Source organism: Jiangella alba (genome assembly GCF_900106035.1).
GTDB classification, from domain to species: domain Bacteria; phylum Actinomycetota; class Actinomycetes; order Jiangellales; family Jiangellaceae; genus Jiangella; species Jiangella alba.
In genome coordinates, this window is the sequence record NZ_FNUC01000003.1 from 2102833 (window position 1) to 2117516 (window position 14684).

The 14684-nt window shown below is 72.1% G+C and carries 12 protein-coding genes; 10 read left to right on the forward strand and 2 right to left on the reverse strand.

Annotated features, from left to right (window positions below):
* Positions 1–65: 65 nt before the first annotated feature.
* From BLV02_RS12155 to BLV02_RS12200, 10 genes are all read left to right on the forward strand, one after another.
* Positions 66–1109, forward strand: a complete 1044-nt coding sequence (locus BLV02_RS12155; RefSeq protein ID WP_069115120.1) for a LacI family DNA-binding transcriptional regulator — start codon at positions 66–68, stop codon at positions 1107–1109.
* Positions 1106–2728 carry an FAD-dependent oxidoreductase gene (locus BLV02_RS12160; protein ID WP_069115119.1) on the forward strand — a complete coding sequence of 541 codons (1623 nt, stop codon included), beginning with the start codon at positions 1106–1108 and terminating at the stop codon, positions 2726–2728. Before BLV02_RS12155 ends, BLV02_RS12160 begins: the two co-directional genes overlap by 4 nt.
* Positions 2728–3717: a dihydrodipicolinate synthase family protein gene (locus BLV02_RS12165; protein ID WP_069115118.1), complete on the forward strand. Its 990-nt coding sequence runs from the start codon at positions 2728–2730 to the stop codon at positions 3715–3717. The genes BLV02_RS12160 and BLV02_RS12165 overlap by 1 nt, the downstream gene beginning before the upstream one ends.
* Positions 3714–4640 (forward strand): ABC transporter permease, encoded by a 927-nt coding sequence (locus BLV02_RS12170; RefSeq protein ID WP_141711884.1) that lies wholly within the window; start codon positions 3714–3716, stop codon positions 4638–4640. The genes BLV02_RS12165 and BLV02_RS12170 overlap by 4 nt, the downstream gene beginning before the upstream one ends.
* The gene (locus BLV02_RS12175) at positions 4637–5545 is read left to right on the forward strand and encodes an ABC transporter permease (RefSeq protein ID WP_069115116.1); all 909 of its coding nucleotides are present in this window, start codon (positions 4637–4639) and stop codon (positions 5543–5545) included. The genes BLV02_RS12170 and BLV02_RS12175 overlap by 4 nt, the downstream gene beginning before the upstream one ends.
* A 49-nt stretch (positions 5546–5594) precedes the next feature.
* Positions 5595–7118: an ABC transporter substrate-binding protein gene (locus tag BLV02_RS12180; RefSeq protein WP_083289246.1), complete on the forward strand. Its 1524-nt coding sequence runs from the start codon at positions 5595–5597 to the stop codon at positions 7116–7118.
* A gap of 2 nt (positions 7119–7120) precedes the next feature.
* The gene (locus BLV02_RS12185) at positions 7121–8152 is read left to right on the forward strand and encodes an ABC transporter ATP-binding protein (protein WP_083289245.1); all 1032 of its coding nucleotides are present in this window, start codon (positions 7121–7123) and stop codon (positions 8150–8152) included.
* A complete protein-coding gene (locus BLV02_RS12190) occupies positions 8149–8937 on the forward strand; it encodes an ABC transporter ATP-binding protein (protein ID WP_069115114.1) in 789 nt (262 codons plus the stop codon). Before BLV02_RS12185 ends, BLV02_RS12190 begins: the two co-directional genes overlap by 4 nt.
* 72 nt (positions 8938–9009) lie before the next feature.
* On the forward strand, positions 9010–11061 hold the full coding sequence (locus BLV02_RS12195) for an exo-alpha-sialidase (protein WP_141711883.1): 2052 nt from the start codon (positions 9010–9012) through the stop codon (positions 11059–11061).
* 114 nt (positions 11062–11175) lie between these two features.
* The gene (locus BLV02_RS12200) at positions 11176–13278 is read left to right on the forward strand and encodes an exo-alpha-sialidase (RefSeq protein ID WP_069115112.1); all 2103 of its coding nucleotides are present in this window, start codon (positions 11176–11178) and stop codon (positions 13276–13278) included.
* 71 nt (positions 13279–13349) lie between these two features.
* Here the strand turns inward: BLV02_RS12200 and BLV02_RS12205 are convergent, their stop codons facing one another.
* Positions 13350–13775, reverse strand: coding sequence for a Rid family hydrolase (locus tag BLV02_RS12205; protein WP_069115111.1), 426 nt, complete (start codon positions 13773–13775; stop codon positions 13350–13352).
* 50 nt (positions 13776–13825) lie between these two features.
* Positions 13826–14671 carry an alpha/beta fold hydrolase gene (locus BLV02_RS12210; protein WP_069115110.1) on the reverse strand — a complete coding sequence of 282 codons (846 nt, stop codon included), beginning with the start codon at positions 14669–14671 and terminating at the stop codon, positions 13826–13828.
* Positions 14672–14684 lie beyond the last annotated feature (13 nt).

Here is a 14684-nt window from a genome sequence, read left to right on the forward strand (position 1 = left end):
CGGGCGAGCTTTTCCGGTCCCAGACTGTGCGGACCGGAAGCCACAACAAAAAGGCGGGTTCAGCGATGGTCGTTGTGCGCCAAATCGATGTCGCTCGGGTGGCTGGGGTCAGTCAGACGACGGTATCGATGGTCTTGAATGAGCGGACCGGTGGCAGTGCCCGGATCTCCGAAGACACCAGAGCAAGAGTTCTCTCGGCGATCAAGAAAACCGGCTACGTGGCCAATCCGATTGCGCAATCATTGGCCGGCCATCGCACCGGCATGTTCGGCGTCTTCGCGTTCGAGCCGATGTTCACGGCGGAGGCCGGTGGTTTCTACACCGACTTCCTCGGCGGCATCGAGGCGGCCGGTGAGGCGGCCCGCAAGGACCTGCTGCTGTTCACCAGCACGGTGCTCGACGAGCCGGACAACCACATCTACCGGCGCAACGAGAACCGGCTCCGGCTCACCGACGGCGCGATCCTCCTGGGTAACGGCGAACCGAAGATGGAGCTGGCACGGCTGCACGAGGACGGCTTCCCGTTCGTGTACATCGGCCGCCGCGAGATCCCCAACGGCGAGATCTCCTACGTGTCGGCCGACTACGCCGCGGCCACGTCCGACCTCGTCGAGCGGCTGATCGCCATGGGGCACGAGCGCCTCTGCTACGTCGGCACCGGCGCCGACGCCTCGGCCAGCATCGATCGCCGCCGCGCGTTCGTCGACACCCTGCGCGACGCCGGCCTGCCGGTGGACCGGCCGGTCCCGGCCGGCCACGGCGACTACGCAGCGGTCCGGCAGGCGGTCGAGGCCGGCGCCACCGCCCTGCTCGTCGAGCCGCCGGTGGGCATCGACCAGTTGACCGCCGTGATCGAACGCGCCGGTTACCGAGTGCCCGCCGACGTCAGCGTGGCGCTGCTGGGCGACGTTCACGGACACAGCGTCCGGCCAGACGACTGGTCGGGCTACCGACTGCCCCGATGGGAGATGGGAATGCAGGCAGTGAGACTGCTCGTCCGCCTGATGGAGGAGCCCGGCGGACCGGCGCGACGCGTCGTCGTGCCCTGCCTCCCGCACGACGGCTCCACGGTGGCGCCCGCGCCGCGACCGGGCCGGGGGCGCCGGTGAGCCGCACCGCGGACCACCGCTGCGACGTCCTGGTGGTCGGCGGTGGCGTCGGCGGCGTGGCCGCCGCGCTGGCCGCCGCCCGCCGCGGGGCGACCGTCTCGCTGGTCGAGGAGAGCCCGTGGGTCGGTGGCCAGCTCACCAGCCAGGCGGTGCCGCCCGACGAGCATCCGTGGATCGAGCAGTTCGGCTGCACCGCCTCGTACCGCACCTTCCGGACCGCCGTCCGGGACCACTACCGCGCCTTCTACCCGCTGACCGAGCGGGCGCTGCGCGACCCGGCGCTGAACATCGGCAACGCGACCGTCAGCCGGATCTGCCACGAGCCGGCGGTGTCGCACCTGGTGCTGCGCGCGATGCTGTCGCCCTGGCAGGCGCGGGGCCTGATCACCGTCGTCACGCTGGCCCGGGTCCGCTCGGTTCAGGTGGACGGCGACGCCGTGGGCCCGGTGACCTTCGACGACCTGGCGGACGGCGGCACCTTCACCGTCGACGCGCCGTACGTGCTCGACGCCACCGAGACCGGCGAGCTGCTGGCGCTGGCCGGTGTCGAGCACGTGACGGGGGCGGAGTCGCAGGCGGAGACGGGCGAGCCGCACGCCCCGGCAGTGGCCGGCCCCGCGAACATGCAGGCCGTCTCGTGGTGCTTCGCCGTCGACCACCGCGCCGGCGAGGACCACACGATCGACCGGCCCGCCGGGTACGCGCGATGGCGGGAGTTCCGGCCGGACTTCTGGCCGGACAGGTACCTGAGCTTCACCTACCCCGAGCCGCGGACCCTGGAGCCACGGACCACCTACCTCGACCCGAACAGCGACACCGCGGACGACGTCATCATCGCCGACCAGAGCCGGGTGACGAGCGGGTCGAACCTGTGGGTGTACCGCCGGGCGCTCTGGCGCCACCAGCTCGGCCCGGGCGCCGCGGCCAGCGACATCGTCCTGGTCAACTGGCCGATGACGGACTACATCGGCGGCCCGGTCTTCGGCGGCACGCCCACGGAGAACGACCGTCACGCCCGGTCCGCCCGGGAGTTGAGCCTGAGCCTGCTGTACTGGCTGCAGACCGAGGCGCCGCGACCGGACGGCGGCGCCGGCTGGCCGGGGCTGCGGCTGCGCGGAGACGTCGTCGGCACGTCCGACGGCTTCGCGATGGCGCCCTACATCCGCGAGTCGCGCCGGATCCGCGCCCAGTACACCGTCACCGAACAGGACCTGTCGCACGCCGAGCGCGGCGACCACGGCGCCGTCTCCTACAAGGACTCCGTCGGCATCGGCGCCTACCGCATCGACCTGCACCCGAGCACCGGCGGGGACAACTTCATCGACATCGCCTCGTGCCCCTTCCAGATCCCGCTGGGTGCGCTGCTCCCGCTCCGGGTCACCAACCTGCTGCCGGCCGCGAAGAACATCGGGACGACCCACATCACCAACGGCTGCTACCGGCTGCACCCGGTGGAGTGGAACATCGGCGAGGCCGCCGGCGCGCTGGCCGCCATGTGCGTCGCACGTGGCGTCGTCCCGCACGCGGTCGGCGAGTCCGCCGCGTTGACGGCGGACCTGCAGGCGGAGCTGGAGCGGCACGGTGTCGAGCTGGCCTGGCCGCAGGTGGGTGCGTACTGATGGGCGCCCAGCGAGAGCTCCGAAGTGGCCGCGACCTGCTCGACGGCGTCGTCGTGCCGTTGGTGACGGCGATGTCCGCGCCGGGCCGGCCGGCGGCCGGCCTGATGGACCGGCTGCTCGAGCGGCTCGCCGCCGCTGGGGTCGACGCGCTGATGCTCTTCGGCAGCAACGGCGAAGGACCGGTACTGCCGCTGGACGCGGCCGCCGCGTTCGCGACCCGGGTGGTGGCCCGGTGGCGGGCGATCACCGGCGCGGACGGCAGGATCACGGCCGCGATCTCCGGCGTCGGCACCGACGAGGCGATCGCACGCGGCCGTGTGCTCGTGAGCACAGGGGTGGACGCGGTCGTGGCGTGCCCGCCGTTGTTCTTCGCCCACCGGCCCGATGAGCTCGTCGCGCACTACGACGCGTTGAAGGTGCTGCGAGTCCCGGTGATCGCCTACAACAACCCCCGCTACACCGGCAATCCGATCACCCCCGAGGTGCTGACCAGGCTGCTGGGGCTGGAGCACGTCGTCGGCGTCAAGGAATCCTCCGGCGACCTCGCCACGCTGTCGCGGTTCGCGGGCGTGGTCGCGGCACGCGAGGACTTCGGCCTGAGCCAGGGCAACGAGCGCGCCATGGTCGACGGGCTGCTGGCCGGTGCCCACGGCGTCACGCCGGGCATCGCCAACTTCGCGCCGGCCGTCGCCGTGGCGACCGTGGCGGCGGTGCGCCAGAGCCGGACCGATCACGCCGCCGGGCTGCAGCGCCTCGCCGCCGAGCTGGCCGGGATCCACCGGATCCGCCCCGGCGTGCCGACCACCAAGGCGGTGCTCGACCTCCTCGGCCTGATCCCGCCGCATGCCGCCGCCCCGTTCCTGCCCTGCGACGACGCCGATCGTGCGGCGATCCGCGCCCACCTGTGGGAGCACCGCCGGCACCTGATCGACGGCGACCGGCTCGGCGGCGGCGCGCGGCCGGCCGAGTCCGGCGGAGGCCGGTCGTGATCGCCGTCGTCCGCCGCGTCCTCGTCGCCCTGATCGTGCTGTGGGGCGTGGCCACGGTCGTGTTCTTCATCGTCCGCGCCGCTCCAGGGGATCCCGCGTCTGCCGTGCTCGGCCCCGATGCCAGCGCCGACCAGGTGGCCGCGCTGCGCGAGTCGATGGGCCTGAACCGCCCGCTCGTGGGCCAGTACGCCGCCTACCTCGGCGACCTGGCCGGCCTCGACCTGGGCACCTCGCACCGGCTGGGCCGGCCGGCGATCGACGCGGTGGCCGAACGACTCCCCGCGACGGTCGAACTGACGCTCGCCGCGACGCTGATCGCGGTGGTCGCCGGTCTGGTGCTGGGCGCGCTGGCCGGGCGGCGGGCGGGCAGCGTCTGGGACCGCCTGGTGTCGACCGCGACCATCGGCCTGCAGTCCTTCCCGACGTTCTGGGTGGGCATCATGTTCATCCTGCTCTTCGCGCTGACGCTGGGCGTCCTGCCCAGTGCGGGCGCCGGGACACCGGCGCATCTGGTGCTGCCCGCGGTGACGCTGGCGCTGCCGTTCACGGCGATCGTCGCCCGGCTGACCCGCAGCAGCATGGCCGACACCCTGACCGAGTCGTTCATCCTCACCGCCCGGGCCAAGGGCCTCACCGAGCGTCAGGTACTCACCGGGCACGTGCTGCGCAACTCGCTGGTGCCGGTCGTCACGATCGTCGCCCTGCAGATGGGGGCGCTCATGGGCGGCGCCGTCGTCGTCGAGAACGTGTTCGCCTGGCCGGGTCTCGGGTCGCTGATCGTCGATGCGATCGGCAACCGCGACTACGCCGTCGTGCAGGCGGCCACGCTCGTCATCGCCACCATCGTCGTCGCACTGAACCTGGTCGTCGACCTCGCCTACCGCGCCATCGATCCGCGGATCCGGACGGGAGACCGCGCATGAGCCCGAGCCCGGCGGCCCTCGAGGCCGCGCCTCCGGCGGCCACGGTGGCACCCACTCATCCGAGCCGGCCGAGACGGCTCCTGGGCCGCGCGTTCGCCGCCGTGCCCTACGTGGTCCTGGCCTGCTACCTGATCGCCGCCGTCGTCGGGCCACTGCTGATCGACTACGACCCGGTCGACACCCCACTGGTGGATCGGCTCCTGGCGCCAGGCAGCCGGACCTCGACAGGGGAGCTCGCCGTCCTGGGCACGGATCATCTCGGGCGCGACGTGCTCGCGCAGGTCGTCTACGGCGCCCGGACGTCGGTGCTGATCGGCGCGGCGACCGTGATCGTGGCGAGCGTCGTCGGGTGCTGCGTCGGCGTGATCGCCGGCTACAGCGGCGGCCTGGTCGACACCGTCCTGGCCCGGATCATGGACATCACCCTGGCCTTCCCGGGCATTCTGCTGGCCATCGTCATCGCCGGCGTGCTGGACGGCGGCGCCGTCGTCGTCGTGGCCGCGCTGGCCGTCTCCAGCTGGATCGGCATCGCGAGGGTGGCGCGCGGTGTCGCGGTCTCCGTCCGCTCCCGGCCATGGACCGACGCGGCCCGGATGCTGGGCGTCCGGCCGGCTCGGATGATCGTCCGGCACATCGTCCCCTTCGCCGTCGGCCCGGTGGTGGCGTTGGCCACCGTCGAGTTCGCCCTGGTGGTGCTGGCCGAGGCCGGGCTGAGCTTCCTCGGCGTCGGACTCCCGGCGTCCGCGGTCTCGTGGGGCCAGACCATCGCGAACGGCAAGGAGTATCTCGCGTCGGCGTGGTGGATCTCCGCGTTCGCCGGCGTGGCCCTCGCAGGGCTCGTCGTCAGCGTCGGCCTGATCGGCGACGCCTTCACCCAGCGATACGGACGCGGATTCGGCCGCTGACCGGTACGCCCGGTCCGGCCGCCCGTCCCCACACAAGAGGAGCGTTGAGATGTCCGAACGACGTACCCGCATGGCAGCGCTGGCGCTCGGCGCGCTGCTCGCCCTGACCGCATGCTCGACCACCACCTCGGGCGACACCGCCGACACCGGCGGTGCGGTCGAGCGCACCATCGAGGTGGCCGGCCAGTACCCGATCGAGGACCTGGACCCGCACGGCGTGCAGGGCGCCTCGGCGGCCACCGGGTTGTCCAGCAAGGCGATCTTCAGCCGGCTGGTGCAGCCGGACCCGGACGGCACCATCGTGGCCGACCTGGCCGCCGACTGGACCGCCGACGACGACGCCACCGAGTGGGTGTTCACCCTCCGCGACGACATCGTCTTCTCCGACGGGACCCCTGTGACCAGCGCCGACGTCGTCGCCTCGTTCGAACGGCTGGCTGCGGGGGACAGCCCGCTCGCGCCGTCGTTCGCGAACATCGTCGCCACCGCCGACGGCGACGCCACGGTCGTCCTCACCGCGGCCGCGCCCGACCCGGCGCTCGCCGGGAAGCTCACCCAGTTCTTCGTGCTGCCGGCGAGCGCCGGCGCCGACCCGGCCGCCTTCTTCGCCGACCCGGTGGGCTCGGGGCCGTTCACCGTCGAGACCTTCGTCCCCGGCGAGGCGCTCGAACTGGCCCGCAACGAGAACTACTGGGGCGACCACGCGCGGGTGGCGTCGGTGCGGATCAGCGACATCCCCGAGATGGCCGCCCGGCTGACGGCGCTGCGCACCGGCGAGGTGGACCTCACCTGGGGTGTCCCGGACGACCAGCTGGAGCCGCTGATCGCGGCGGACGACCTCGTCGTCGAGACGGTGCCGAGCACGCTCGTCTACACGATGTGGTTCAACTCGTCGACGCCCGCGTTGGCCGACGCCGCCGTGCGACGGGCGCTGTGGAAGGCGGTGGACTTCGAGACGATCATCGCCACCCTCAACCCGGAGACCGGCGAGCCGGCCAAGGCGCCGGTCGCGCCGGTGGTGTTCGGCTACGCGCCGCAGGAGCCGGTCGCCTACGACCCGGACGCGGCGCGGGACGAGCTGGCGGCGGCCGGGTTCGACTTCGCCGGCCCGCCGCTGCGGCTGCACTTCTCCGGCGCCCAGTTCCGGCCGTTCCTGCAGGCAGTGGTCTCCGACCTGACCGAGATCGGGGTGCCGGTCGAGCTGCTGGAGAAGGAGCAGGCGGTCTTCACCGAGGACCTGCTGGCCCTGAACTGGGACATCAACTTCCAGCAGGTCGGCGCCGCGACGTACGACGCCGCCACCAACCTCGGCCGGCTCTACCCCTGCGCGGCCGGCCGCAACGGCTACTGCAACGAGGAACTGGACGCCGCGCTGCTCGAGGCCAACACCAGCAACGACCCCGAGGTCCGCCAGGACGCCTACCGGCGGGCCACCGAGATCATCTGGTCGGAGGCCGTGGGCATGTACCCGATGCAGGTCAAGCTCGCCTACGCGTGGCGGAGCGACCTGGAGGGCGTGACGCCGGATCCGAGCGGCTTCCCGGACTTCTCCACCATCGAGATCGCCGGGTGAGCATGGTGCCGAACTCGACCGCACGGCGGGTCGCCGGCGCGTCCGCCGATCCGGGGCAGGCGTCCCCGGACGCCGGTCTTCGGGTGCGCGAGCTGACCGTCGACCTCTGGGTCGACGGCCGGCTCCGGCGGATCGTCGACGGCATCTCCTTCGCCGTGGCGCCTCGCGGCACCCTCGGCATCATCGGCGAGTCCGGCAGCGGCAAGAGCGTCACCGCACTGGCGCTGCTGGACCTCCTTCCGGCGTCCGCCCACGTCGGCGGGGAGATCCGGTGGCGCGGCGAGGACCTCGTCAATGCCTCCCCGGCCCGCCGCCGCCGGATCCGCGGCCGCGAGATCGCCATGGTGTTCCAGGACCCGCTCGCGGCGCTCAACCCGACCCGGCCCGTCGGGCGCCAGATCGGTGAGATCCTGCGGCGGGGCGGCATGCGCCGGGCCCAGGCCGGCGAGCGCGTCGTCGACCTGATGACCATGGCCGGCATCCCCGACCCGACGAGCCGCCGTCGCGCCTACCCGCACCAGCTCTCCGGTGGACTGCGTCAGCGGGTCGTCATCGCGATGGCGCTGGCGGGCGAGCCGTCGCTGCTGCTGGCCGACGAGCCGACGACCGCACTCGACGTCACCGTGCAGGCCCGCATCCTCCAACTGCTCGGCGACATCCGGGCCGAGACCGGCCTCGCGATGATCCTGGTGAGTCACGACCTGCGCGTGGTGTCGCACGTGACCGACGCGGTGGCGGTGATGTACGCCGGGCGGCTGGCCGAGTACGGGCCGACCCGCGACGTCCTGCGTCAGCCGCGGCATCCGTACACGCGGGCGCTGATCCAGAGCGTCCCGGCGGTGCACTCGAGGTCAGCGCTGACGCGCCCGCTGCCGGGAACACCGGTCGGCCCGGCGAACCGGCCGGCTGGGTGCGCCTTCCACCCGCGCTGCCCGCTCGCGATCGACCGGTGCGCCGTCGAGCAGCCGGCGTGGAGGCCGGTGCCGCCGGGACGCTGGGTCGCCTGTCACCGGGCCGAGGAGGTCGGCGCGTGACCGGCGCCAGACTGCGGGTGGAGAACATCTCGGTCGCGTTCGGCGAGCGCCGACGCCTGGTGGGCCGGGCGGACCCGCTGCGTGCCGTCGACGACGTCAGCTTCGACGTCCGCGACGGGGAGATCCTGGGCGTGGTCGGTGAGTCGGGCTCGGGCAAGACCACGGTGGCGCGCTGCATCGCCGGGCTGCAGCGCTACGCCGAGGGCACGATCAGCTTCGACAACGTCCCGATCGGTCCGGTGAGCGAGCGGCCGCCGCGGCTGCTGCGCGCCATCCAGATGGTGTTCCAGGATCCGCGCTCGTCGCTGAACCCGCGGCGGACCGTCGCCCAGTGCATCGGGGAGGCATGGACGTCGTTCCCGCTGCCAGGATCGGCAGACCGGCGGGAGGCGACGGCGGACCTGCTGACCGACGTCGGGCTCGAAGCCGACCTCGCCGGCCGGTATCCGGCGCAGCTGTCCGGGGGCCAATGCCAGCGGGTCAGCATCGCGCGGGCGCTCGCGGCCCGGCCGTCGATGCTGGTCTGCGACGAGGCGGTCTCCGCCCTGGACGTCTCGGTTCAGGCCCAGATCCTGCACCTGCTGGTGGACCTGCGTGAACGACACGGCCTGTGCATGGTCTTCATCACCCACGATCTCGGCGTCGTGCGCCAGGTCGCGGACCGGGTGGTGGTCATGCAACGCGGCGCGATCGTCGAACAGGGGCCGGTGGACGACATCTTCGCCGCGCCCGAGCAGCCGTACACCCGGGAACTGCTCGGGGCGGCTCTGGACCTGCACAGCTGACTCCACCTACAGGAGGTCACGGTGAACATTGCGTACTGCCGGCGCGTCTTGGCGACGGCGATCGTGTTGCTCATGACCATCACGGGCGTGTTCGCGGCCGGGTTGCCGGCTCGCGCCGGCGCCGAACCCGTCCCCGAGAACTTCGAGAAGGTCACCGTCTGGGCGGCCGGCGAGAACGGCATGGAGGCGCACCGCATCCCAGGCATCGCCGTCACCGCCCAGGGAACCGTGCTGGCGGTCAGCGAGGCCCGCATCGGCATCGGCGACCGCGCCAGCCACGAGCTGGTCTACAAGCGCAGCCTCGACGGCGGGCGCACCTGGCTGTCGACCGGCATCATCGAGCCGGCCCCGAACGGGGAGTCCTGGCTCAACCCGACCATCCTCGTGGAGCGCGAGACCGGCCGGATCTTCCTCTTCTACAACATCAGCGACGGCGTCACCTCCGAGGTGTTCTACCGCTCCAGCGACGACGACGGCGTGAGCTGGTCCGATCGGGTGAACGTCACGCCGATGTTCGACGATCTGCCGCACGGGTGGACCAGCCACTCGCCCGGGCCCGGCCACGCGATCCAGCTCGCCGACGGGCGGCTGCTGCTCCAGGTGTGGCATCGCAAGAGTGTCGAACTGCCGGTCGGGGAACGCGACTACGGGATCTCCACGATCTACAGCGACGATCAGGGCGCGACCTGGCACAACGGCGGCGCCATCACACCGGACCCGGCCTACCCGATCAACGAGTCGCGGCTGCTGGAACGCTCCGACGGATCGATCATGGTCGTCGGTCGCTTCGCCACCGGGACGCCGTTGAGCCGCATCGTCTCGGTGAGCCATGACCGGGGCATGACGTGGTCGCCGTTCTACCTGCACGGCTCGTTCCGTCCCGCCGTCGCCGCCGACGCCGGAATGGCCCGGCTCTCCGGCGGTCCTGGCAGTGCCGACATCTCGCGCGTCCTGTTCAGCCGCCTGGACAACCGCGCGCGGCGAGACCTGACCGTGGCGCTGTCGTACGACGACGGCTACAGCTTCCCGCGCGAGAAGGTGATCCAGGCCGGCAGCGCCGGCTACTCCGACATCGCCGTCCTCGGCGACGGCACCGTTCTGGTGCTGTACGAAGTGATCCCGGAGATCGTCGTCGCCCGCTTCGACGTGGAGTGGCTGACCGGGGGACAGGACTCGCTCGAAGCCGGCCCCGGCCTCACCCGTCACCTGGTCGAGGCCGAGGACGCCGACGTCACCGGTTCGGCGCCGGTCTCCGTGGCCGAGGACGCCAACGCCCACGGCGGCCGGCGCGTGGAACTCGCCGCCGGGGGAGTGGGCGACCACCTGGAGCTGACGCTGGACGTCCCCGACGCCGGCGCCTACGACCTGCACCTGCGGATGCCCACCCAGCCCGACCGCGGCACCGTCCAGGTCTCCCTCGACGGCGTCGACCTCGGCGACGTCGTGGACGCGGCGACCGATCGCCGCGGCTACCCGGAGATCACCATCCCCGGCGTCGACCTGTCCGCCGGCCGGCACGTCGTCCGGCTCACCGTCGTCGGCCAGGGCCCGCTGTCGACCGGTTTCGGTGCGGGCCTGGACTACGTCAGCCTGACCAGGTTCGACCCGCCGGCACCGCGGCCGGCCTGCGAGCAGACGGTGTCGGGGACACACACCGGCCCGCTCACCGCGACCGGCCGCATGCTCTGCCTCGACGGGGCTACGGTCACCGGCCCGGTGACGGTGACCGGCGGCGGTGGCCTCCGGGTCACCGACTCGGTCGTCCACGGCCCGGTCCGCGTGAACGGAACCGAGCACGTGAGCGTCTGCGGCACCGATCTCACCGGGCCGCTGTCGATCACGGGTGCGAGCGAAACGGTGATCGTGGGCGGTGCCGCCTGCGCGCCGAACGTCCTGCGCGGCCCGGTCGCGGTGCAGGACTCGGCCGCGCTGATCCGCATCGTCGACAACGAGGTCCGGGGGCCGCTGCGAGTGTCCGGCACCACCGCCCGCACCGCGGCAGTGCTCGCCGCCAACCGGATCCACGGGCCGCTGGCCTGTTCCGGCAACGCCCCCGCGCCCGGCAACGAGGGTCACCCGAACTCCGTGACCGGGCCGAGCCAAGGCCAGTGCGCCGGGCTGTGACCACGCGCGCGCGGAACCCATCCACGAGGAGACACGGTCATGGCAGCGAATCGTAGATCGGACACCCATGCCCCGGACGGGGAGCCACGTTCGCGCATCACGGGAGCGAGCCGGATGCGCCGAGCCCTCGCCGCGGTGGTCGTGGCGGCTTGCGCGGCCGCCGGCACCCTCGCGGGAGGCGCGCCGGCCACGGCAACCGACGTCGAGCCGGCCACGCCCATCCAGGCCGCATCCGAGTTGCTCGAGAAGGTGACGGTGTGGGAAGACGGAGAGTCAGGCACTGAGGCGCACCGCATCCCCGGCATCGTCGTCACCAACGAGGGCACCGTGCTCGCCGTGAGCGAGGCGCGACACGGAATCACCGACACGGCCACCCATGAGCTGGTCTTCAAGCGCAGTCTCGACGGTGGCCGCACCTGGCCGTCGTCGGGCACCATCGAGGCCAGCCCTGACGGCGAGTCCTGGGTGAACCCGACGCTGCTCGTGGAACAGCAGACCGGGCGGATCTTCCTCTTCTACAACCTCAACCACCAGGGCGTCACCGGCGACGTCTTCTACCGCCACAGCGACGACGACGGCATCACCTGGTCCGAGCGAACCGAGATCACGTCGATGTTCCGCGAGCTGCCACAGGGGTGGACCAACCACTCGCCCGGCCCGGGTCACGGGCTGCAGCTCTCCGACGGCCGGCTGCTGCTCCAGGTCTGGCATCGCAAGAGCGTCGAGCTGCCGGCGGCGGAGCGCGACTACAGCACGTCGGTCATCTACAGCGACGACCTGGGTGCGACCTGGCAGCACGGCGGCGCCATCCCGATCGACCCCGCCTATCCCAACGGCGCGACCCGGCTCCTGGAGAGGGAGGACGGCACCCTCGCACTGTTCGCCCGGTACGTCGGCCCGGCGAATCGCCGTGTGGTCTCGATCAGCGACGACCGGGGCATGACCTGGTCCGAGCCGTACCTGCACGGGTCCTTCCCGCCGGCGGCAGGGGCCGACGCCGGGCTGGACCGCCTGTCCGGCGGGCCGCGCAGCGCTGACGTCTCCCGGATCGTGTTCAGCCGGCCCAGCACGCCCTCGCGGCGTGACCTGACCGTGGCACTGTCCTACGACGACGGCTACTCGTTCCCGCGGGAGAAGGTCGTCCACGCGGGCCGCGTGGGCTACTCCGACGTCGCGGTCCTCGGCGACGGCACCGTGCTGGTGCTGTACGAGGTGGTCCCCGAGATCATCGTCGCCCGGCTCAACGTGGAGTGGCTGACCGACGGCCAGGACACGCTCATCGCCGGGCCGGGGTTGACCCGGCACCTGTTCGAAGCCGAGAACGCCGACGTCGCAGGGTCGCCGGCACCGTCCGTCGTCGACGACCGCAACAACAGTGGCGGGCAACGGCTGGAGTTCGCCGCCACCGAGATCGGCGACCACCTGGACCTGGAGATCGAGGTTCCCGACACGGGCACCTACGATCTCGATCTCCGCCTGCTCAACCAGCCCGACCGGGGCAGCGTCCAGGTCTCACTCGACGGCCATGACCTCGGCGACCCGGTCGACGCCGGCACCGAGAAGCGGATGTACTCCGAGGCGAGCCTGGGCGACGTCGCGCTCGCCGCCGGGACCCACAGCATCCGGCTCTCCGTCAGCGGCCAGGGACCGGAGTCCACCGGGCTCGGCATCGGTCTGGACTACGTGAGCCTGACCCGGTTCGACCCGCCACCACCGGTGCCCGTGTGCGACGAGACGGTGACGGGGACGCACCATGGGCCACTCACGGCCACGGGCGTCCTCTGTCTCGACGGGGCATCCGTGCGGGGCCCGGTCACGGTGACCGGCGGCGCCCTGCTGGTCTCCGGCTCCAGGGTCGACGGCCCGGTTCTGGTCACGGGCGCCCGGCAGGTCGTCGTGTGCGCCTCCGAGGTCACCGGGCCGCTGGCCATCCAGGACGTCGCGGAGACGATGGTGCTGGGCGGTGTCGCCTGCGCGCCGAACACGCTGCGTGGGCCGGTCGCCGTGCTGGACTCGCACGCGCTGATCCGGATCGTGGGCAACACGGTGAACGGGCCGGTGCACGTCGCCGGCAACTCCGGGAGCACCGCTGCCGTCGTCTCGGCGAACGAGATCGCGGGGCCGCTGGCGTGCGCCGGGAACACCCCGTCACCGGTCGACGGCGGGCACCGGAACTCGGCGGCCGGACCGCGCGGCGGCCAATGCGCAGGGCTGTGAACCCGCCGCCGACGGCATGAGCGGGCGGTGCGTGACCGGAGGCTCCGGTCACGCACCGCCCGCTGGACGGGTCAGTTCCCGGCGCCGACGATGGCGGTGACGCGGATCTCGACGCGCATGGTGGCGAGGCCTAGAACCGTAACGCCGGTCTCGGTCCAGATCGGCGCGCGGCCGCCGAGGCGACGGCGGAACTGCTCGGCCATGACCGCGTTGTGGTCGTCGCCGACGGCGTCGTCGCCCGGCGCGACCTTGTGGTACGAGTTGACGTGGATGACGTCTTTCCAGGTGGCGCCCACCGTGGCGAGCGTGCGCTCGACGTTGTCGAAGGCCTGGACGATCTCCTCCTCCAGCGAGTCGGGGACGACCAGGTCGTCGTCGACCCCCGCTTGGCCGGAGATCTCGACCCGGTCGCCGACGCGGACGGCCCCGCTGTAGCCGTAGGTCGCGTGCAGCTTCTCGCCGTAGCCGGGAGTGATGCCGAAGGTGACGGTGCTCATGATGCTGCCTCTCCTGTTGATCGGGATGTGTGGGTGGCTGGACGTGCCGGTCAGGTCGAGGCGAGGAAGGCGCGCAAGGCGGCGTTGACCTCGTCGGCGTGCGTCCAGAGCAGCCCGTGCGGTGCGCCTTCGATCTCGATGTAGTGCGCTTCGGGCAGGGCCTCGCGAAAGCGGCGGGCGGTGGCGTCGATGGGGAGGATGTTGTCGGCGGTGCCGTGCAGGATCAGCGCCGGCTTGCCGCTGGCGCGGACGGCCTCGACGTCGGCGCGAAAGTCCTCGATCCACGCGGAGACGACGGCGTGGGCCGCCACGGGAGCGCTGGCGATGGCGACGTTCCAGCTTGCGGAGACCGCCTCCTGGCTGATCCGGCTGCCGAGGTTCTCGCTGAGGTTGTAGAAGGTGGAGAAGAACTGCTCGTACCAGGCGTAGCGGTCGCCCCTCGCCTGGGCCTCGATGCCGTCGAAGACCTCCTGCGGCACGCCCTCGGGGTTGTCGTCGCGGGCGACGAGGAAGGGTTCCAGCGAGGCGAGGAAGGCGAGCTTCGCGACCCGCTCGTGGCCGTACCGGGAGACGTAGCGGGCGAGCTCGCCCGTGCCCATCGAGAACCCGACGAGGATGACGTCGCGGAGGTCGAGGGTCTCCAGCACGGTGTCGAGGTCGGCGGCGAAGGTGTCGTAGTCGTAGCCGGAGCCGGCCTTCGACGACTGGCCGAAGCCGCGGCGGTCGTAGGTGATGACGCGGTAGCCATCCGCGAGCAGCTCGCGCGTCTGGCGCTCCCAGCTGTGACCGTCGAGCGGATATCCGTGGATGAGGACGACGGGCTGACCCGCGCCCTGGTCCTCGTAGTAGAGCTCGACCGGGGTGCTGTTCTCGTGCCCGGCGGTGATGTGTCCCATCGTCTGTCTCCTT